The following is a 21,723-nucleotide window of genomic DNA, read 5'->3' on the forward strand; positions in this document are numbered from 1 at the left end:
GGGAAAAATATGAAAAACGAAATCATTACCATCACTGTTCCCGACCAGGGAAGTATATCCGGTATCCTTTCCGGGCCAGCTCATCTTAATGAAAACAGTTCCACAGGTATTGTTTTTGCCCATGGCATGTCCAATGACATGCATCATCCCTCACTCCAGGGGGTGGCCCAAGGCTTGTCAGGTCTGGGCTATATCACACTTCGGTTTAATTTCCTTTATAAAGAAAGGGGGCGAAAATCCGCTGATCCGGATCACCGCCTCATTGTCTGCTGGCAGGCTGCCCTGGATTATCTTGTCCACCACAGCGGGCATGATGTTGACAAGGTTGTGGCTGCAGGAAAATCCCTTGGGGCCCGCATTGCCTCGGTGGCAGCATCCACCGGGAAGATAACCCCCCATGGCATCATATATCTGGGATATCCCCTCCACGCACCCGGTCGTAAAGATAAACTCAGAGACGCGCATCTTTCTGACATCACAGCTCCCATGCTTTTTTTTGAAGGCACCAGAGACCCTTTTTGCGATCTTGATCTTTTATCCGGTGTCATTGACCGGTTGACCATGCCTGTGGCGCTGGAGATCATCCAGGGAGGTGATCATGGCTTTGAGCTGCCTGCATCCGATCCCCGTGATCCCAGCGAGGTTTACAACCAGATTGTGGAAAAATGCCACCAATGGCTGAACCGGGAATAAGGCCTTGGGACATCAATTTTTTGGGGGCGTATTTCAAGCTTCGTTGTGGGCAAAATCGGATGAGAATACAGTTCGCCCGTGGCAGTTACACAGTGAAACATCATTGCTGGTTCTGTTTTTATCTCTCTTTTTCCTTAATGTAAGGTAGATATGAAAGATAATCATTGAAGCAAACGTCTTTTAATTGTATGTTCCCTGAATTTGTGGTGATTTGCAATTATCCATTGTGGATCATGTCATTATTACAATACACTGATAAAATCTTTTATAAAAAGAGGTTTCTTTGAATTTATTCCACCGGCTTTTTTTCTTATTCCTATCAGCACTTATTTTTGTTTCACTGACCGGTATGGCCCCTCAAAAGACAGAGTTGTCTGTTGAAAAACAGACCTCGCTTCAATCAACGGATGTGCCGGATAATGGCTCACAACCATTAACGAGCCTTGCATCCACGCCGCCCCGGAAGAAACAATATTGCGGCATTTCCATGGAGGGCTTAAGTTTTAAAACCGGGGTGGTTCAGTCCGGTCAAACCCTTGCCCATTTGCTAAACCCCCATGGCATTTCCAACGCCGCCATTTTCCAGGCCGCCAAAACATCAAAGCCTGTTTTTGACGTTCGACGCATTAAAGCCGGTAACACCTATAGCTTGATTTCTTCCCCGGAAGAAGAGGGACGGGTGAAATATTTCATATATAATCAAAGTGCCATAAACTATGTGGTCTTTGATTTTGGTAATCCCATTCAGGTATATAAAGGAAAAAAACAGGTAGAGATAAAAACCAGAACCCTTTCTGGGACCATTACAAGTAGTTTGTGGAATGCAGCAAGGGATTCCGGAATGAGTCAAGAATTACTTTATGCCCTGGGGGATATTTTCGCCAGCACCATGGATTTTCGTCATCTGCACAAGGGCGATGAATTTATGATCACCTTTGAAGAAAAATTTGTTTCCAATAAATGTGTGGCCACCGGAAGGATAAAAGCGGCCCGCCTTACCTGTTGCAATAAAATTTTCCAGGCCTTTGGTTACGAAGTCAACGACAGAATCAATTATTATGATGAACAGGGAAACAGCCTGGAAAAATCATTTTTAAAATCCCCCTTAAAATACAGCCGGATCAGTTCAAAATTCAGTAAAAGACGACTTCATCCCATTAAACAAAAGTACATGCCCCACCCCGGCATTGATTATGCTGCTCCCCGGGGCACACCTGTGAGAAGTGTGGGGGACGGCATCGTTATTTTTAAGGGATACAGTAAAGGTGCCGGTAATTATATTAAAATTAATCATGCCGGTGTGGGGGTGAGTGAATACATGCATTTATCAAAATTCCATGTCCGTATTAGAAAAAATCAAAAGGTTGAAAAAGGCCAGATCATCGGATATGTGGGTAGCACCGGTTATGCCACCGGTCCCCATCTGGATCTGCGGTTTAAAAAGAACGGAAAGTATGTGGATTATACAAAAATGAACCTGCCCAGCGGTAAATCCCTGGCAAATCCCCATAAAGAAATTTTTCTGAAGCAGGTGGCAGGTATAAAGCAGCAATGGGAGGATACTCCGCGTCTTTCCCTGAATCATGGAACAAAAACACTGGATGTCACATCAAAGGGCGAAAAGAGGTAAAAAATCAATGAATCTTCCTTGATTTTAATATGTTTTTTATTTACCATGCCCCAGTCACTACGTGAAAATAAAGCAATATATGAATAAAAAAAATCGTGGGTTGAATTCACGGTATTTTTTTGTATTGCTTTTTCATCTCCACCATTCAAGAAAAGGAGTTCATTATGACACTTAAGGCAAAGGATATCATGGTAAAGTCGTTTGATATGATTCATAAAGATGCCTCCATTGCGCAGGCCATTGAAAAAATCACCCATGGGCGGGTGAGGGACACCGGACATAAAACCACAAGCCTCATGGTCATTGATGAATACAACCACCTGGCCGGTATCATCACCATGTTTGATATCCTTTATCATCTAAGGCCGTCTTTTCTTAATTATTATGGTATCAATGGTGATGAACTGGTGTGGAACGATCCCCAGATATCAAAATTAATTAATGACCTTAAGGCTAAAAAAGTGGGGCAAATCATGAGTGATAACGTCACGGGTGCCTCCCCGGACGATGATGTCATCGTGATACTGGATCGCATGATTAAAAATAACTATCATCGCCTGCCGGTGCTGGAAAAAAATCTTCCCATTGGCGTGGTGTATGTGGCAGATATCTATTGCAGCCTGTTCGCCCAGGGCACGTGATAAAATCAGAGAGCTGGATTTTATTTACTGTTTATCAACCCCGGCAGCCTTTTTTTGCCTGTTTATTTGTTGAAAACAGTGGACTGAAAAAATCTGGTTTTTCAATGCCTGCCATGATCCGTTTAATGATATGGGCCAGAGCACCAGAGAAAAGAATAAAATATTATGACAACACTCGATTATTACAAAACATTAAATATTTCCAGGCAGGCAGATTCCACACAGATAAAGCAGGCTTATAAAAAATTGGCCATTCGATTTCATCCGGATAGAAACCCGGACGATGAAAGTGCCGCAGATAAAATGGCCCGGTTAAATGAAGCCTATGCCGTGCTCTCAAATCCCGAAAAAAGAGCGCATTATGATCAACTCTGCAAACAATTCGGGGATGGAGCCACTGGTCAGTTTCGGCAAAATAATAATTACAATGATATTTTGCAGGAATCTGATATTGAGAAGATATTTCAGGAAATTGCAGATAATTTTGGTATTCGGGGATTTAACGAAATATTTAAATCCGGTTCAACCCACGGCGGGGGATTTTTCATGTTTGGTACTTTTGGCCATAACCGTGGGAATCATCCACGCGGTTCCGGCAGAAATATCCTCCAGGGTGTTGGTAAAACGCTTTTAAAAAATGTGTTCTCCCAGGCCTTAAAAGCACCTGATCTGGATAAAAGTCTTAATTGTTATGACACCATTGCCCTGTCTCAATCCCATGCAGAAAAAGGGGGACCCTATGCCTATTATCATAAGGCGCAGGACAGAAAGCTCATTGTAAAAGTTCCTGAAAATATCCAGGAAGGCCGTAAAATAAGGTTAAAGGGCCTGGGTAAGGAAGACCCTGTTTCCGGAGAAAAGGGAGATCTTTATCTCACCGTTTCCATCAACAACAATTTAATCTCAAAGGTAAAAAAGTTTTTGTTCAGATAATCTTCTTTGGAGGTTGACCATAAGTTGGGCCGCGATACGTGAAATTAAATTTTATTAATCGCAACATGTTGTAATTACAGACATTGGTTTTTATCGCTAAGGTTTTATGACAAAACGGTCCACGTTATGATCAAGCCCCCTTTTTTGAATCTATCATCCAGAAGGGGAGGATGGTTCTAACATCATTTCCAGGCGATATAACGGTGCCGGAAGCTTTTCCGAGGTAATATAGAGCCATCGTTCATCCAGACTCAGGCACATGGCTTCCCGTTGAAGAAGTAAACCAAAACCCACCGGGGGAAGGTGGATTATATCAGGATTATCCGCCAGACACGACATCCATGTCCGGTGGTTTTTTTTTGAATAGAGATAGGCGTGTTTATAAGTTAAAATTATGAGATATTCACCATCCTGTGTTATTTCCAGTGCTGTGGGCTGGGACCTATTTTGGCCATAGGGCTGGATCATATCATCTGCATCCGGCTGGGGGATGGTGGATACCCGGGCTATTTTCTTTGCCGTTACAATGCCTTGCCCCGGTGGAGGAAACAGCGGTAGTGTATAAAGTTGCGGTGGATTATCCCGTTTGCTCAAAACAAGGCATTGTTCTGATGATATATCCACGGTAACAGCTTCACAATCCCGGGGGCCGTCTTCATACTGAAATTTAATTTGCCACCGTACCCGGGCTGTTTTTGGGAAAATACCATTGGGCGTGACCACGGGCTCTTCAATGATATAAAGTGTTCTGTTTTTTCGTTTGCCTTTGTTATCTCCGGTGTCTGCTATTAATAAATACGGTGTGTTTTTCCATTTAAAGGAGGCCATATCTTCCCAGTCAATGTTTTTGACACCGGTCAGGGCGACCTTTCCCCTTTCTTCTCCTTTGTTTGACAAGGCATAAATAACGGCATCATTGCCACTGTCATTGAGCACCCATAACAGATTGTTTCGGCGGTGGGATATTGCCATGCCCGATGCTTCATCAATATTCTTATTGGCAATATTTCCCACAAACTCTGCTTCACCAAACACGGCTTTGGGGGAAGACAGATGATTTTTCCCGGCACCTGCCGGGGAAATTATGCAAATAAGAAAGAGAATCCAATAAAAGGATTTCAGGAAGATGACGTGCCTCCTAAATCGTGAAAATTAATCATTAACGGCCCGAAGCACCATATCCGGACTGCCCGAAAGGGTGGCCACAATGGTTCTGCCCAGAAAAAGGGGAATACCGCCCCCACTGTTGACCACTTTGTCTTCAATGTCCATGGCAACGGTTTTACGACTGGTACCGGCACAGCGTGCAAGCTCCCGGACATGATCTTTAAGATATTCAACAGCCCAGGCTTCAGCCTGACCAATGCTTTTAAACTGTTGATTTCCCGGTACCCCTTCCACAACAAACCGACCAAAACTATTTGTTTTTATAGATATTTTTCTTTTTATCATAATGTGACTGGTGATGGCGCCCACAGCGTTGGCAACATCTGCATCCTCCGGGATAATCACCCGGGCATTGAGACGTTTTCCAGCCTGGGGTAGAAAATAGTGCACCGGTGCACCAATGCCGATGACCGGATGATTAAATTGGGCAGTGATGGCATAGCGACTGTTTTCCGGGTTTACAATTTGTTTCATTAATTGTTGAAATACCGGCGTATTTTCCATTTCATCCATGGCAAAATCCCGGGCCATCTGTTTTTTCAACAACTCAAGGGCAAGATCTATTTCCATCTGATTTAATAGGGTAGCTATCAAATCTTTTTTAGATTGCTTTGAAAAAATAGACATGATGCCCACCATGAAATGGGCTGGATCGGCATCCCATTTGGTAAATTCGCCTGTGACATGCAAAAGATCTGTGGGGGTCAGTCCGCATCGCTGTACCAAACCGCTTTCTTCAAGACGTTCCAGGGGAAGAAATTGCACTGCCAGCATATTAAGATGGGGCAAAAGTTCTTCCGGGGTATGGGGACGTTTCCTGAGCAGATCATAAACTTTTTGTTCATTGGGTGTGGGATTAAAGGAAAACTCACCTTCCATGGCCACAAGAAGGGTCTGGGAAATCATGGAAAGTTGATGGCTTTCCATGTACTGCAAGGCACGTTTAACCCCCTGGGGATGCGCCGCATTTGCCCACACAATGGGACCCACCCGGCGGGGACCAATGGCAAATTCATCCCGATTCCATCGAATGAGGCTGTCCCCCCCCAGTCCCACTGTGCGCATATCCAGAGCTTTTACATGGGTGACAAAGCCTCCCACATTGGCACCGCTTTCGCACACATCCACAAGCCCTTCACAGATATCTGCCGTATCTGTGGTGGTGCCGCCCATATCCACCACCATGGCTTCTTCCAGGCCGGTGAGAAGTTTGGCACCGGCCACACTGGCCGCAGGCCCTGACAACACAGTTTCCACAGGGCGTTCTTCGGCCATGGCCGCAGACATCAAAGTCCCGTCGCCCTTCACCACCATCACCGGAGCATGGATGCCTCGTTTTTTTAATACATCCCCCAATTCCCGGAAAAATTTAATCATCCGGGGAATAATGCGGGCATTGAGCACTGCTGTCTGGGCCCGGACCACAAAATTAAGCAGGTCAGAAAGCTCATGACCACAACAGGCCACCATGCCTGTTTCTTCATGAATAATGCGTTTCACCACAAGCTCATGGGCAGGATTCACAGCACCGGCAAACCCTGACACAGCAAAGGCGGTGACCCCGTCTTTTTCCACCATATGACGAACGGCATCCCGGATTTCATTTTCATCCACAGGCTCAACTTCACCACCGCTGATGTTGATCTGTCCTTTTACGTTACATCTTGGGGTATGGGAAATGAGTTCATCTGCCACATGGCCGCCATTGACCATGAGAATCAGCCCTGTTTTTTGCCCTTCCCCTTCCACAATGGCATTGGTGGCAAGGGTGGTGGACACCGACACCAGCTCCACCCTGGAAAGCACATGGGCATCAATACCGGCCAGCACCTCATCAATACCGATGGAAAAATCCCATTTTGTGGTCAATGCCTTGTTTTTATCAATTATTTTTTTATCATCAAAGTTGTATACAGAGGCATCGGTGTAGGTTCCTCCGGCATCTATACCCAGGCCGTAATGAATGGAAAGTCCGGCATTGTCTTCATCATCATACACCAGGTGACGCGGCTCTCCACGTCCGGGAACGGCACTGTCACTGTCCGGTGCAGAATCAAGACCATTGGCCAGGGCGGAATAAATGGTGACATGTCCCGGAGGAATGATGACAATTTCAGTGTCAGACGTTTCCTGGGTGAGCAACCGGGTCATTAATGATATATCCCCGGAAATCCGTTCATACTTCCAATTATATTTTTTTGCCATTTTTCGGGCATGTTCTGCACTTTTTTCCTTTGTGCCGATACCGGTGTCAATAAATGCCGCCCGCTGGTAATTGTGATGCCAGGAGCTGAAAAAATCAATGATTTTGCCCCCGCCCTTTTCACCGTATTGGTCTTTTAGATCTTGACATCCCATGGATTGGGTGCCCACCCATATTTTTTCAGGCTCTTTTTCTTTGGGGATTTCCTTTTCCTGATACCATCCGGCAGAAATATAGAAAGTCCCCGGGTATTTTTCAAATTCACGCCTGTATGCTTCGTCACTGCCCATGAAAAGAGCAATGCAGTCATGTACCCTGGCAAAGACCAGGGGAACCCGGGGGGCACGGATGCCGATGGTGCCTTTGCCACAAAGTCCATATCCCACAACGATGCGACTGCACAGGGGATCTGCAGCAGATTTTTCAATGGCCTCCTGCAGTCGTTGGCGAAGCTCATCGGGCGAACTGTGTAATCCGCCGGGGAGAAAATTCATTTTTACGTTAAGGCCTTGTTCCTGAACAATGTGCCTTATGTCCGGCGCCAATACGCCGCACCCAATGAAGTGAATTATTTTTTTATCTTGCATATGACTCTCCTTGACAGATATTTCATGGCCACCCATGAATAAAAACGTTTAACGAAGTTGTATAACGACGCTTCTTTTACCCGTCAAGTTTTTTATTGATTTAAATTTAATTTTTTCTGAATGCTTTCAGCTATTTCATCCTGGTTCAAGGCATCACATTCAATGGTGATTTCAGCATATTTTTCATAGAGTTTCTGGCGCTCTTCAAAAAGTTCCATAAAAGTCTGGCCGGGCGCTTTTGCAATACCCCGGGTTTCATAATTATGTATTCTCCGCTTGAGTTCCTCAATGCTGACCTTTAAAAATACTATTTGTGAAATGTCATGGAGCAGGGCCATTGCCTTTTGACTATACGGAACGCTGCCGCCTGTGGCAATGACTTGCTTTTGAATATTTAATTTTAAAATTTCTTTTTCTTCAATATGTCTTAAATTCCAGTGATCACTTTCATCAATGATCTGCTGCAGGGATTTTTGCTGGTTAATCTGGATCAATATATCTGTGTCAATGTAGCCAAAGGTCATATTTTTGGCCAGAATAATACCCACGGTACTTTTCCCGGCCCCGGGCATACCGATCAGTGTGATATTGGATTTCATTTTTATTCCTTGATTTTTATATGAAATACTCAGTAAATCAGGGGTGTATTTCAAGTTTTTGTTGTGGGCGGAGCGAGGTCAGAATGCGGTCCGCCCGTGGCGGTTATAATGATGTAAATAAGGTCTTTGTTGAAAATTTATAAAGATTAAAACAATATAGTATTTTAATGTATTTTGCTAATTATTAATAAAAAAATTAAGTTTTAATATTTTTTTCTTTTAAAAAATTACAATTTGTTCGATTTTAGTGTTGGTGTGGAGGCGGATATTGATAACTCAACTTTCGGTGTTCGCATTTCGTGGTGGGGTCAGGCTTTCGTTATTGACATTATCGAGGTTTTTTTCGTTGACAAAGGCCTTGGTCGATAACATCAATAACAAAAGCCTGACCCCGTCGGCACACTGAGCCCATCGGTACATTTAACAATGCCGGCTTTGAAATGAAGCCCGAAAGTTGAGTTGATAAATAAGCGCCTTCTCCTGGCCAGAAAAAACATGGTTGTGATGAAAGGGTAAATATTGGGATGGGATGCAAAAATAAAAAAAATAATCCGGTGCCCCTGAAGTCGTCCGGGAAGAGCGAGCCATTGACTTAAAAATTGAAAAAAAGGTGTAATTGTTATATAGATTATCCCATACTTAGAGCCTGTTATCGGTTGCAATCCCATGGGAAGGGGCCCAATTTCCCAAAATTTCGATCAATAGTCCGCCTATTAACAGAAAATTTGAAAAAATTGGTTCTCTCTCACATGAGATGACACTTCGATTCCCTGATTTTTAAACAGGCTTCTACGGAAAACCATTGTGATAATAAAGGGTAAATATTCGGCCGGCACCCCAGTTTGATTATTGGGGCCTGCTCACATAGCAATAGTATGCTACCCTACGAAGTCCCAATTAAGTGAATATGGGACATTGGCCAAATATTTACATTACCAACCCGAATGTGTACGAATAAGGGAATGTAAAATAAATGATTCAGAGTATTCTTGACAACGATCTGTACAAATTCACCATGCAACAGGCCGTGCATATGCTATATCCCCGGGTGGATGTGGAATATATTTTTATCAATCGTTCAGACACCCCTTTTCCCGATGGATTTGCTGAAAAATTACAATGTGAAGTAGATCGTATGGCAACGTTCAAACTGAGTCTGGAAGAGAAAAATTTTCTTATTGACACATGCTACTTCATGACCCCGGTGTACCTTGATTTTCTGGAACATTATACCTTTGACCCCAAAGAGGTCACCCTGCAGCAAAACGGGGGAAAGCTCAATCTCACCATAAAAGGTCCATGGTATCGAACCATTTTATGGGAAGTACCATTGATGGCCATCATCAGTGAACTGTACTTTGTTATGACAAATGCCGAACCCCTTTCCCATGAAAAACAGACTGCAATTAATCTTAATAAAGCCCGGGTATTAAGTGATAACGGCATTAAATTTGCTGATTTCGGTACCCGGCGGCGTTTTTCCTCCCTGGCCCATAAGGGGCTGATTAAAGATATTCTGGGGGTTAAAGGAAATACCCTTATTGGAACCAGTAATGTGTTTTTGGCCCGGCATTTCAACATTAAACCCATTGGCACCCTGGCCCATGAATGGTTTATGTTCCATGCTGTTTTAAACGGTTATCGAATGGCCAATCCCACCGGGGTGGATGCCTGGACGGCGGCGTTCCATGGTGATCTTGGCATTGCACTCACAGATACCTTTACCACGGATGTCTTTTTATCCACCTTTGATACCATGCATGCCAAACTTTTTGACGGTGTCCGGCATGATTCAGGGGACCCCTTTGAATACATTGAAAAGGTGATCCGTCATTATGAAAAACTTCACATAGATCCCAGCACCAAAACAATTGTATTTTCAGATGGACTGGATATCACAAAGGCTGTTCATATACATGAAAAATGCAGGGGCAGAATCAACGATTCCTACGGTATCGGCACCAATCTTACCAATGATGTGGGGGTAACGCCTTTAAATATTGTCATTAAACTGGCCAAATGCAGAACCGCACCGGACAAGGCATGGCACAAAGCCATTAAATTATCCGATAATATTGCAAAACACACCGGAGACCGGGAAGAGCTGGATCATTGCATCAATGTGCTGCAAAGGGGGATTTAAATTATTTTTGTTTTCTTGGTTTTACCCCTTTTTGGGGGCATTGTGTCTGGAGGACACATTGATCACAGTGGGGGGAGACAGGCCTGCAGGTTCCCTGGCCAAAGGCAACAAGAACGGAATTGACCTCTTTCCAATGACGTCTGGGTAATTTTTTTCGAAGGGCCATTTCTGTTTCCAGGGGGGTTTTTGTTTTAACATAGCCCCAGATATTCATCATGCGGTGCACATGGGTATCCACACAAATGGCATCTTTATCAAAGGCTGCACTCATAACCAGGTTGGCTGTTTTCCGTCCCACCCCGGGCAGGGTGATCAGCTCATCAATGGTTTCAGGTATTTTTCCACCAAATTTTTCCAGAGAACCGGGAAGTTTTTCCAGATAAACTGCTTTGGATTTATAAAACCCCACGGGGTAAATTCGTTTTTGAATTTCATCCCTGGACAATGCTGCAAGGTGTTTTTTGTCAGGAGCTGCTTCAAATAATCTTTGGGCAGCTTTGGCCGTTGTTTCATCCTTGGTGCGGGCCGATAGAATGGTGGCCACCAGTATTTTAAAAGGATCTTTGGTCTGAACGGCAATGAGATCCACCACCGGTACGGTATAGTGGCGGACCTCTTTTTTGAGTGTCTCAATGAAACTGGAAATGTTTATTGCCATTTTATGACTCCATCATGCCGTTTTCGGTTTTTTTTATATGAAAAGATAGTGTTCAACTACCCTCAGCAGAGCCGCGCCCCCGATGGGCAATAGGAACCGGACAATTGAGCTGTCTACAGTTCCGGTCCGGGCCCATTGCCCATCGGGGGGGCGGCGGCATAATACCATTTGGCTCCGCGTCTACGACCCTATATTCGTTGTGGCTGAAGATTACAGCCATGTGGGTTATATGAAAAGGTAGCCTCCAAGTTTAACACCGCAGAGCCCCCCGGGGGGGGCAATGGGATCCGGCCAGTTGAGCGGCCTACGGTTCCGGGCCGCATCTTTTGCTATGACATTGAATCAAAAACCCGATTTCCCTCAAAATCAAAAATCACCGCATCTATTGTCAGTTTCTTTTGAGAAAATTTTTCAGCAGATTTAATGATCATTTTTCCCACATGGGATATTAATTCCGGAAAATCGGGATGGATATAGGTAAAGGCATGGCGGGCAGTGTTGGCATGGGCAATTTTCCGGGACAGATCATCATTGCCGGTGATCTCCTTTGCCCATAGGGCCAGTTTTTTCATGGTCAGTTCCGATTTTGCCGCATGGGTGTGGGGAAATCCCATGGCCATTTTCACGGCCTTGCCAAAAAAAACAGTGATAATCACCCGTCGTATGTTTAATGATCCCGAGGCTGCATCCAGCGAGGCCTTAAAAAAATCACCCGTCTGGATAAATGCCTCATCCCGCAGATGGGGAAATAGATCCATGGCAAAGCGTTCACTGCGTCTGCCCGTGGTAAAAACAAGGGTGTCGTCGCCCATGGCTTCTGCCACGGAAATACCCGAATTTATGGTGGCAATATAGGCATCATGGGACATGGGCTTTACAATCCCTGTGGTGCCCAGAATGGAAATACCACCCATGATTCCCAATCTGGAATTGAGGGTTTTTTCTGCCAGTTTTTCTCCCTCTGGAACAAACACCTCCACAATAATTTTTTCCGGCAATGGGGTTTCATGTCCAAAGGCTTCTTTTTTTCCGGCCTCATCTGCTGCGCCATTGCCATGGGTACAACATCTTTCTTCAAAAAGTGTCATCACCCGGTTCACTGCCTGGTGGATCATTTTAACCGGACCGGAATTAATGGCAGGGTTGCCCGGTAACACCTCAAGCCCCGGCTTGGTCACCGTCCCCACCCCTTTTCCACCACGAATTTCAATGGAAATATCCTTATACGACATGGGGGCCGTTGTTTCCCGGGTATTGGTGCACCACTGTACCCGGGCACCAATATGAGCTTTATGGGTTACATCGGGATCATCTCCGGCATCTTTGATCACCACACAGGAGACCTCATTGTTCCCCAGCACCTCCATACCATGAACAGCCACGGAAATGGGATCATGGGTAAGACTTTGAATGTTGACAGGGTTCAAAGTTTCTTTGAACAACAGATGGTGCAGGGCCGCTTTGGTGGCTGCTGCGGCACAGGCCCCCGTGGTAACCCCCTTTTTTAATTTTTTCTTTTGTGTCATTGTGCTGTGTCTTTCCCTGTTTTGCGAAAATTGTGACATGATATCACAAAGGTCCGGGCCGCCCCCGGGTGGCTGCCAAAATGGATATGCATGTAACTTCCCAGGGTGTTGCTCCTGCAATAACCCTCCAGGGAGACGTTTCTTCCTGCCCGGGCAGATGCCTTGTAAATGCGTTGCATGCCGTCGTATCCAAGGGTATCATCTTCCAGAGATGAATAATGGAACTCATGCCCCCTTAATATATCCCCTTTCTTTCCCACAAGACAATCCTGTTCAAGTAAAATTTCTCTATAGCCGAGGGAGCGCATTTTTTTTGACATGACCGCAGTAAAGGGAAAGCATCCCGTCATGGGATATTGGGTTGCCCCGTCCATGCCGATGATGTGGGAACAAAGATACATGAACCCGCCACATTCCCCATAAACGGGCATGCCTTGATCGCTTTTTTCTTTTATCTGCTGTTTCATGGCAATATTTTTTGACAAGGTCTCGGCAAACAGTTCCGGATATCCTCCTCCCAGATAAATACCATGGATATTTCCGGGTAAATATTTATCTTTCATGGGGGAAAAAAACACCGGCTCAGCACCGGCTGATTCCAGAAATTCCAGATTTTCCGGATAATAAAAACAAAACGCCTTATCCCTGGCAACAGCAATTCTTATTTTATTTTCTTTTTTTTCACACAGGGCAGGGGAGAACGCCGGGGTCGTATTGCCTTTATCAAAATCGGGCAACTTGGTTTCTATTTCTGTTTTTATTTCCGGAAGCGTGGTGACCATTTTTTTTAGATCTGTATGGTCGTTGATCATGGAAACCAGGGTATTTACCATGGTGGATGAAACAAGATGTTCATCAGAGGTCACCAACCCCAGGTGGCGTTCGGGCATCACCAGATTTTCATTGCGGGGCAAATGGCCCAGACATTTCATCCGGCATTTATCTTCCACTGCTTCTTTAAGATATTCATAGTGACGGTCACTGCCGGTTTTACTGAAGATAACCCCGGCAAACTTAATATCCGGGTCAAATTCTTCAAATCCCTTGACAATGGCCGCAGCACTTCGGGCCATGCTTCTGGCATCCACCAGCAGCAGCACGGGAAGGCCCAGCCATTTGGCCATCTGGGCCGTGGAACCGGCTTCGGAAACACCGCTGTAGCCGTCAAAAAGTCCCATGACGCCTTCCACCACTGCCACATCTTTATCTTTGCAGCCCCGGGCAAAAATATTTTGATTCACCTCTTGGGTGAGCATCCAGGAATCAAGGTTTCTGCTCGGGGTACCGGTCAAGGCGGTGTGATGCCCGGGATCAATGAAATCCGGCCCCACTTTAAAGGGGGCCACCCGGTATCCCATTTTTGCCAGCCAGGCCATGATGCCAAGGGACGCTGTTGTTTTTCCACTGCCGCTGCCGGTTCCTGCAATGACAAATCCTTTCATGGTTGATCCTATTGTTTTGCAGCCATGATGGCCATGGCATTTATAATACTGGCGGCCACATTGGACCCGCCTTTTCGTCCTTTATTGGAAATATAAGGAAAATCCAGGGTCATCAGTTCGTCTTTGGATTCTGCCGCATTGACAAACCCCACAGGAAATCCCACAATCAGGGCCGGTTTGATTTTATTTTCCCGGATCAATTCAATGAGACGCAAAAGGGCGGTGGGGGCATTGCCCACCACATAAATGCCGCCGTCCATTTCCCCGGATGCCTTGTCCACCGCAGCCAGGGCACGGGTCACTCCTGTGGTTCTGGCTTTTTCTGCCACATCTTTATCGGTGATCATGCATTTAACTTCACCGCCAAAGCTTGAAATTTCTCCTTTTCTGATACCCACCCGGGCCATGTTGGTATCTGTAAAAATAGAGCAGCCCCGCTGAATGGCCTTAACACCTGAGGAGAGGGCATTTTCATAAAATCTGACACTTTTGATGTATTCAAAATCAGCAGAGGTGTGTATCATTCTTCTGACCACCTGCCAGTGTGCATCATCAAATCCGTGATCACCGGCTTCCTTGTCAATTATTTTAAAACTTAGATCTTCTATTTCCTGGGGTTTCACTATTATCTCCTGTAAATTTTTTATATGAAATACTCCGCAAACCGGGGGTGTATTTCAAACTTTGTTGTGACCGGGTCAAGGTCAGAGTGGAACCAGCCGGCGGCGGTTATATATTGTTCATGGTATATTTCCGTCGTCAAAACCGCAAAAGATTATCATTTTTTCATGAACCGATAAAGAATAAAGTCATCCTTGAAAAACAATGTCATCCGTGACAGAATTATTTGTTCTGCCGGATTCTTATCCGGCAATAACCTCTGAGCTGAATTTCTGACTGACAGGTTTATATGAAATACTCCGCAATCCCGGGGAGTGTTTCGTGGGCGGAACCGAATCAGAATACGGTCCGCCCGTGGCGGTTATAAACTAATACATTGAAAAGTGAATAAGGGTGTGCTAATGAATTTGCTTCAATATTTTATTTATCTGAATTTACAGGAGAATTCCCATGGGAAAAGATAAGATTATACGATTTGCCAGTCGAATGGAGCAGTTGCCCCCCTATCTCTTTGGTATGATCAACAGCATGAAAATGGAAAAAAGGCGCCAGGGAGACGACGTCATTGATCTTGGCATGGGAAATCCTGTGGACCCCACACCGGACAATGTCATTGAAAAACTCATAGAAGTGGCCCAGGACCCCAAAACCCATAGATATCCCACGGCCTCTTCCGGTATGAAAAATCTGAAACGGGAAATATCACTTTATTATAAACGCCACTATGATATTGATCTTTCTGCTGACACGGAAACCCTTACCACCATTGGTTCCAAAGAAGGACTTTCCCATCTTTGTTTGACGCTTTTGGGACCGGGGGATTCCGTGGTGGTACCGGCCCCTGCATTTCCCGTTCATATCTATGCTGCAGTAATTGCCGGGGCCAATGTGGTCCGGGTGCCCCTTTCCCCTGCCGACTCCTTTATTAAACGCATTGTCAATATTTGTGAATCCTTTTATCCCGGCCCCAAAGTGGTGATGCTCAACTATCCCCACAATCCCACGGCCACTTTGGGGGATCTGGATCTGTTTAAAGAAATCGTGGCCCTGGCCAAGCGGTTTAAATTCATGGTTGTTCATGATTTTGCCTATTCCCAGATAACCTTTGACGGATACAAAGCCCCAAGTTTTCTGGAAGTTCCGGGTGCAAAGGATGTGGGGGTGGAGTTCGGCTCTTTTTCCAAATCCTATAATATGGCTGGATGGCGCCTGGGGTATTGTGTGGGAAATGCCGAAATTATCAAAGGATTAAGCAATATTAAAGGCTATTTTGATTACGGCATTTTTTCCGCCATCCAGATTGCCGGTATTATAGCCCTGCGGGACTGCGATGACACCATTCCTGAACAGGTGGCCCTGTATCAGGGTAGAAGGGATACCCTTTGCAATGGTTTGGAGCGTATGGGGTGGGATATAAAGAAACCGGGTGCCGGTATGTTTGCCTGGGTGAAAATCCCCGAACCCTACATAAAAATGGGTTCCATGCAGTTTGCCGTGGAAATGATGAACCGTGCCAATGTGGCTGTGGCCCCCGGCATCGGATTCAGTGAAGAGGGCGAAGGATATCTTCGACTGGCCCTGGTGGAAAATGAAGAAAGACTGCGCCAGGCCATCCGCCAGATGAGAAAAGCCATGCAGGAAATTGACATGAATCAATACGAATAAGATAACAATACAACCACCACGGGCAGAGCGTATTTTGATCCGGTTCTGCCGCAACAAAAAAAGGATGATAATATTATGGGTTCATTTTTGAGTTTTTGTGGTAAATCCCTTTATCGTTTCATGGGATGGACCTATGATGATCTCCCTGATTACTGGGTGAAAAAATCCGTGGTCATCGGTTTTCCCCACACATCCAATATGGATACGGTAAGGGCGCTGACCTATATGCAGATTGGACAGATCAATGCAAAGCTGTTGGTGAAATCCGATTGGTTTTTCTGGCCCATGTCTGTATTGCTCAGGCGTTTAGGGGCCATACCCGTCAATCGGGATAAACCCCGGGGATTTGTGGGGCAGATTGCCAAAGAATTTAACACCCGGGATGAATTTATCCTTGCTCTGGTACCTGAAGGTACCCGGAAAAATACCTGTCGCATTCGCACGGGTTTCTGGAGTATTGCAAAGACAGCCAATGTCCCCATCATTTGCTGGCTCCTTGATAATTCATGTAAAAGAACCCGCTGGTTGGGGAAAATCATGCCCGGGGAAAATTTGGAAACAGATCTTTTAAAAATAAAAGAGATTTATCAGTCCCGCGGTTATGCCATTCCCCTGGGAAACATGGATCAATATTCAAAAGTAAAATAACCCACATGTCCTGTGGAACACAACAAATATAGGGTCGTAGACGCGGAGTCAAATAGTATTATGCCGCCGCCCCCCCCCCGATGGGGGCCCGGACCGGAACTGTAGACAGCTAAATTGTCCGGTTCCTATTACCCACCGGGGGGGGGCGGCTCTGCTGAGGTTGGCTTGGAGGCTGTCTTTTCATATAACCGCCACGGGCGGACCGTATTCTGACCTCGTTCCGCCCACAACAAAGGTAGAAATATTCCCCGGGTTTACGGGGTGTTTCATATAAACTGCCACGGGCAGACCGTATTCCGGCCTCGGCCTGCCCACAACAAAGCTTGAAATACACCCCTGATTTGCGGAGTATTTCATATAAAAAAAGGGATTCCAGAATTAATATTCCAGAATCCCCTTGGCATTCAATTAAATTGTGAAATTGTGCAGGTGCTAATAGTCCAGTGAAGAAACCTCCAGGGCATTGGTCTGGATAAAATTACGGCGGGGTTCCACCTCTTCTCCCATGAGCAAAGAAAAAATTTCATCTGCCTTTTCAGCATCATCCACAGAGACCTGGAGCATTACCCGCTGTTCCGGGTCCATGGTGGTTTCCCATAACTGATCAGGATTCATTTCCCCAAGACCTTTGTATCTTTGTATATTGATTCCCTTTTTGGCCTCGGACATCATGTGAATGAAAAATTGAAGTTTGTCGGAAAATTCTTTTCCATTTTCTGTGGAGCCCTTGGTGAAAACTTTAAAGGGAGGTGCATCAAACTCAGTTATGCTTGCCTGCTGTTTTAACATTATTTTATAATCAATGGTGGAAATTAAATTTTTACCCACCCTGATGGGGGTAAATTTTGAAATATTCTGGGTGTAATCTTCTTCTCCATTGCTTTTTTTACCGGTGATATCCATTTCATAGATATTAAAGGCTTCACTGAATTCAATTTCTCCGGTATTGTATTCAAAGCTTTCCAATATTTCTTTTAAACGATTCATTTTTTCTCTGTTTTCCAGGAAAAATTTATCACTGACCCCTTCTTTTATGAGAATCTTTAAAAGATCAATATCAAATTCTCTTCTTTCCAGACGTTCCACAGCGCTGTGATATTCAGCCAGCTTTCTTAAAAAATCATAGAGAATATCCTCGGCCAGGGGAAAGTCCTGCCCATTGATGTAAGCATCTTTGTTGCCACAAATTCGTTTTACAAGATAATCTCTGTACTCCGGTTCATCTTTGAGATATATACCGCTTTTACCCTTGCCCACCCGGAACAGGGGTGGTTGAGCAATATAAAGATAACCGTTGGTGACAAGTTCAGGCATTTGTCGGTAGAAAAAAGTGAGTAAAAGGGTTCTGATGTGGGAGCCGTCAACGTCGGCATCGGTCATGATAACCACTTTATGGTACCGGAGCTTTTCAATGTCATATTCTTCCTTTCCCGCACCTGTACCAAGAACCGTGAAGACATTTTTAATTTCTTCACTCCTCAAAATTTTATCAAAGCGTGCTTTTTCTACATTTAAAATTTTACCCTTTAAAGGTAAAATTGCCTGGAATCGACGATCCCGGCCCTGTTTGGCGCTGCCGCCGGCAGAGTCACCCTCCACCAGAAAAAGCTCCCGTTCTTTGGGATCGGCAAACTGGCATTCAGCCAATTTGCCCGGCAGGGTGGAGTCCAGAAGCGTTCCCTTTTTTCTGGCAAGCTCCCGGGCCCTTTTGGCCGCATCCCTTGCCCTGGAGGCATCCACCGCCTTCATGAGAATCTTTTTGGCGACCCCTGGATTTTCTTCAAGGAAAATGGCCAGTTTTTCATTGACCAGGGATTCCACAATGCCTTTAACATCACTGTTACCAAGCTTTGTTTTTGTCTGCCCTTCAAATTGAGGGTCCATTATTTTCACGCTGATAACTGAGGTTAATCCCTCCCGTACATCATCTCCGCCGATTTTGATATTTTTCATGTTTTTTGGCAGATTTGCAGATGTGGCATAGTTGTTCATGGTCCGGGTCAGGGCACCTTTGAATCCGGAAAGATGGAATCCTCCTTCAATGGTATTGATATTATTGGCAAAGGAGTAAATCTTTTCTTTAAAGGTCTCATTGTATTGGATGGATACATCCACCTGGACATCATTTTTTTCCCCTTCAATGTGGATGGGGGGGTGTAAGGGGGTATTGTTTCTGTTTAAATACTCAACAAAGGAGACAAGCCCGCCCTCATAGCAGAAATCATCTTTATCTGCTGAGCGTTCATCTTCAATGATAATGCGAATGCCTTTATTTAAAAAAGCAAGTTCCCGGAGTCTGCGCGAGAGTTTTTCATATTGGAATTCATTTTCGTTCATCACGGAAAAATCAGGAAAAAAGGTGATTTTGGTTCCCCTTTTATCTGTTTTTCCAATAACGGAAAGTTCGCATTGTTTGATTCCCCTTGAGTACTCTTGAAAATAGACATCTCCGTCTTTGTATACTTCCATTTCAAGTTTTTCTGACAATGCATTGACAACGGAAATACCCACTCCGTGGAGCCCACCGGAAACTTTATATGAGTCTTTATCAAATTTTCCTCCGGCATGGAGTTTTGTCATAACCACTTCTGCTGCCGGAATATGCTCCTGTTCATGCATGCCAACGGGAATGCCGCGACCATTGTCCTCCACACTGACCCGCATGTCCGGATGAATACGCACGGTAACGGTGTCACAATGGCCTGCCATGGCCTCATCAATACTGTTGTCCACCACCTCATACACCAGGTGATGTAATCCTTCCTTTCCCACATTGCCAATGTACATGGAGGGTCTTTTGCGAACCGCTTCAAGCCCTTCAAGAATCTTTATATTATCGGCACCATAATCTTGCATTATTTCATTATTTTCCATGATCATCCCATTTATCGGAGTTGGTTTTTACGTTGGTTGGTTTGGGGAAGGGGGGCATCAAACAGACATCGCCATAATGGCACAGATCAGTTGGGTGTTATCGCTTCCCTGGACAACACAGGGATTTCTACTGTCTTTGACATGAAGGGTTATTGTGTCATTTTTTATGACGTTGATGGCATCCATGAAAAATTTAGGATTGAACGCACTTTCAAAGGGTTCCCCGGTGTATGAGATGGAAAATTCTTCTTTGGATTCCCCGATTTCCGGGTTGGTGATGGTCACCACCAGTTCATTTTTCTTAAAATTAAAAATAACGCTTTTGTAGTCTTCAGATACCAGGATGGACATACGTTTCATCATTAGAAAAAACATGGTCCTGTTTATTTCAATGGGGGTAAAGGATTCTGTATTTAAGACACGTCGATAATCAGGATAATCTCCGGAAAGCAGTTTTATCATCACCATTTCATTTTCTTTTTTGGCAATAAAATGGTTCTCTTTTACCCCGATCTGCATGGTTCCCTGGCTGTCAATGAACTTTGATAACTCAGAAAGACCTTTTTTGGGAATAATAATGGTTTCTTCGGGGGGATCAAAATCACCGGAATAGGGGATATCAATGCAGTTTAATCGTCTTGAATCCGTGGAAACCATTCTGAGGAGATCTCCATTTTCTTCGGTCACTTTTTCAAGGAGTGCACCCAGGACATAGATTCTTTTTTCATCTGGAGAAAATCCAATAACAGATGCCACATCAACCATTTTTTTAAATTGAATGGAATCCACCTCAATAAAGGTAATGTTCTCAATGATCGGAGTTTCTGGGAAATTTTCACAATCAGAAGAAACAATATGGTATTGAATATTACCTTCTCCGATTTCCACCCATCTGTTTTCAATTTCATTGACTGGAAGCTGCGTGTCAGGATATTCTTTTATAATTTCAAAAATCTTTTTTGAATTAATTGAAATCATGCCGTCTGATTCCACATCCGCATCATAGGTTCCGCAAAAAACCGTTTCAAGATCATTGGCTGTGATGACCAGTTCTGATCCTGTTGCCTTAATCAGAACATCGGACGTGATACTGAGATTGGTTTTACGACTTGTAATTCCCTGGACCTGATTAAGTGCCCCACTCAGTTTTTTTCTATCTGCTGAAAATTTCATTTTTATACCCGAAGTAAAAGTTTCAAACAAAATTCAATGTATTTATTCAAATGGAATATCATATCATCTTGTTGAAATTTTTCAATATATTTTTTGTTAAAGGAATTGAACTCGTGGGAAGATAGTGTGCGGATTATTTGTTTGAAATGTTGTTTTTATTTTTCATGGTGCCTGGAAATTTTTTTATAAAGAAAAGCAGGTACTGGGTACAGGGTGCTGGATACTTTTTTATTACTCAACGTTCAGGCTTCATTTCAAAGCCGGCATTTTTAAATGTACCATGGGGTCAGTGTGCCGACGGGGTCAGGCTTTTGTTATTGATGTTATCGACCAAGGCCTTTGTCAACGAAAAAAGCCTCGATAATGTCAATAACGAAAGCCTGACCCCACCACGAAATGCGAACACCGAAAGTTGAGTTTATTAGAAAATAAAACTTCCGGGCAAGCTAAGGCAGAGCCGCCCCCCCCCCGATGGGCAATAGGAACCGGACAATTGAGCTGTCTACAGTTCCGGTCCGGC

At 44.6% G+C, this 21,723-nt stretch carries 18 protein-coding genes; 8 read left to right on the forward strand and 10 right to left on the reverse strand.

Annotation, left to right across the window (positions count from 1 at the left end; all coding sequences use genetic code 11):
- Positions 1–9 precede the first annotated feature (9 nt).
- The 4 genes from B9A32_RS11090 (at position 10) to B9A32_RS11105 (ending at position 3,897) form a co-directional block, all read left to right on the forward strand.
- Positions 10–693, forward strand: a complete 684-nt coding sequence (locus B9A32_RS11090) for an alpha/beta hydrolase family protein (RefSeq protein WP_084069414.1) — start codon at positions 10–12, stop codon at positions 691–693.
- 370 nt (positions 694–1,063) lie between these two features.
- A complete protein-coding gene (locus tag B9A32_RS11095; protein WP_212637898.1) occupies positions 1,064–2,323 on the forward strand; it encodes a peptidoglycan DD-metalloendopeptidase family protein in 1,260 nt (419 codons plus the stop codon).
- Positions 2,324–2,487: 164 nt separating this feature from the next.
- Positions 2,488–2,964: a CBS domain-containing protein gene (locus B9A32_RS11100; RefSeq protein ID WP_084069417.1), complete on the forward strand. Its 477-nt coding sequence runs from the start codon at positions 2,488–2,490 to the stop codon at positions 2,962–2,964.
- A gap of 165 nt (positions 2,965–3,129) precedes the next feature.
- Entirely contained in the window at positions 3,130–3,897 is a 768-nt protein-coding gene (locus B9A32_RS11105; protein WP_084069419.1) for a DnaJ domain-containing protein, read from the forward strand.
- Between the two features lie 153 nt (positions 3,898–4,050).
- Here B9A32_RS11105 and B9A32_RS11110 read toward each other — a convergent pair whose 3' ends face one another.
- From B9A32_RS11110 to B9A32_RS11120, 3 genes are all read right to left on the reverse strand, one after another.
- A complete protein-coding gene (locus B9A32_RS11110) occupies positions 4,051–4,932 on the reverse strand; it encodes an SdiA-regulated/phytase-like domain-containing protein (protein ID WP_084069421.1) in 882 nt (293 codons plus the stop codon).
- A gap of 117 nt (positions 4,933–5,049) precedes the next feature.
- Positions 5,050–7,854, reverse strand: a complete 2,805-nt coding sequence (locus B9A32_RS11115; protein WP_170923796.1) for a DUF1638 domain-containing protein — start codon at positions 7,852–7,854, stop codon at positions 5,050–5,052.
- A gap of 92 nt (positions 7,855–7,946) precedes the next feature.
- Positions 7,947–8,453, reverse strand: a complete 507-nt coding sequence (locus tag B9A32_RS11120) for a shikimate kinase (RefSeq protein ID WP_084069425.1) — start codon at positions 8,451–8,453, stop codon at positions 7,947–7,949.
- A gap of 973 nt (positions 8,454–9,426) precedes the next feature.
- Between B9A32_RS11120 and pncB the strand changes: the two genes are divergently transcribed.
- Positions 9,427–10,596: a nicotinate phosphoribosyltransferase gene (pncB, locus tag B9A32_RS11125; RefSeq protein WP_084069426.1), complete on the forward strand. Its 1,170-nt coding sequence runs from the start codon at positions 9,427–9,429 to the stop codon at positions 10,594–10,596.
- A 1-nt stretch (position 10,597) separates the two neighbouring features.
- On the opposite strand, the gene B9A32_RS11130 is transcribed toward pncB, so the two are convergent.
- The 4 genes from B9A32_RS11130 to B9A32_RS11145 form a co-directional block, all read right to left on the reverse strand.
- A complete protein-coding gene (locus B9A32_RS11130; RefSeq protein WP_084069427.1) occupies positions 10,598–11,254 on the reverse strand; it encodes an endonuclease III domain-containing protein in 657 nt (218 codons plus the stop codon).
- Positions 11,255–11,583: 329 nt separating this feature from the next.
- On the reverse strand, positions 11,584–12,780 hold the full coding sequence (gene cbiD, locus B9A32_RS11135) for a cobalt-precorrin-5B (C(1))-methyltransferase CbiD (protein WP_084069430.1): 1,197 nt from the start codon (positions 12,778–12,780) through the stop codon (positions 11,584–11,586).
- Positions 12,777–14,222: a cobyrinic acid a,c-diamide synthase CobB gene (locus B9A32_RS11140; protein ID WP_084069432.1), complete on the reverse strand. Its 1,446-nt coding sequence runs from the start codon at positions 14,220–14,222 to the stop codon at positions 12,777–12,779. Before B9A32_RS11140 ends, cbiD begins: the two co-directional genes overlap by 4 nt.
- Positions 14,223–14,230: 8 nt before the next feature.
- On the reverse strand, positions 14,231–14,845 hold the full coding sequence (locus B9A32_RS11145; protein WP_084069433.1) for a precorrin-8X methylmutase: 615 nt from the start codon (positions 14,843–14,845) through the stop codon (positions 14,231–14,233).
- 24 nt (positions 14,846–14,869) lie between these two features.
- Here B9A32_RS11145 and B9A32_RS21700 point away from each other — a divergent pair, with 24 nt between their 5' ends.
- The 3 genes from B9A32_RS21700 to B9A32_RS11155 all read left to right on the forward strand — a co-directional run bounded on the left by B9A32_RS21700 (position 14,870) and on the right by B9A32_RS11155 (position 17,156).
- On the forward strand, positions 14,870–15,022 hold the full coding sequence (locus tag B9A32_RS21700; protein WP_212637899.1) for a hypothetical protein: 153 nt from the start codon (positions 14,870–14,872) through the stop codon (positions 15,020–15,022).
- A gap of 271 nt (positions 15,023–15,293) precedes the next feature.
- A complete protein-coding gene (locus B9A32_RS11150; RefSeq protein ID WP_084069435.1) occupies positions 15,294–16,508 on the forward strand; it encodes an aminotransferase class I/II-fold pyridoxal phosphate-dependent enzyme in 1,215 nt (404 codons plus the stop codon).
- A gap of 75 nt (positions 16,509–16,583) precedes the next feature.
- On the forward strand, positions 16,584–17,156 hold the full coding sequence (locus B9A32_RS11155; RefSeq protein WP_084069437.1) for a 1-acyl-sn-glycerol-3-phosphate acyltransferase: 573 nt from the start codon (positions 16,584–16,586) through the stop codon (positions 17,154–17,156).
- A 180-nt stretch (positions 17,157–17,336) separates the two neighbouring features.
- Here B9A32_RS11155 and B9A32_RS21705 read toward each other — a convergent pair whose 3' ends face one another.
- From B9A32_RS21705 to dnaN, 3 genes are all read right to left on the reverse strand, one after another.
- Positions 17,337–17,513 (reverse strand): hypothetical protein, encoded by a 177-nt coding sequence (locus B9A32_RS21705; RefSeq protein ID WP_212637900.1) that lies wholly within the window; start codon positions 17,511–17,513, stop codon positions 17,337–17,339.
- 75 nt (positions 17,514–17,588) lie between these two features.
- Positions 17,589–20,012: a DNA topoisomerase (ATP-hydrolyzing) subunit B gene (gyrB, locus tag B9A32_RS11160; RefSeq protein WP_456297763.1), complete on the reverse strand. Its 2,424-nt coding sequence runs from the start codon at positions 20,010–20,012 to the stop codon at positions 17,589–17,591.
- A gap of 75 nt (positions 20,013–20,087) precedes the next feature.
- The gene (dnaN, locus tag B9A32_RS11165; RefSeq protein ID WP_084069439.1) at positions 20,088–21,203 is read right to left on the reverse strand and encodes a DNA polymerase III subunit beta; all 1,116 of its coding nucleotides are present in this window, start codon (positions 21,201–21,203) and stop codon (positions 20,088–20,090) included.
- Between the last annotated feature and the right edge of the window lie 520 nt (positions 21,204–21,723).

It is taken from the genome of Desulfocicer vacuolatum DSM 3385, from assembly GCF_900176365.1.
In the GTDB taxonomy this organism is placed as follows: Bacteria; Desulfobacterota; Desulfobacteria; order Desulfobacterales; family Desulfobacteraceae; genus Desulfocicer; species Desulfocicer vacuolatum.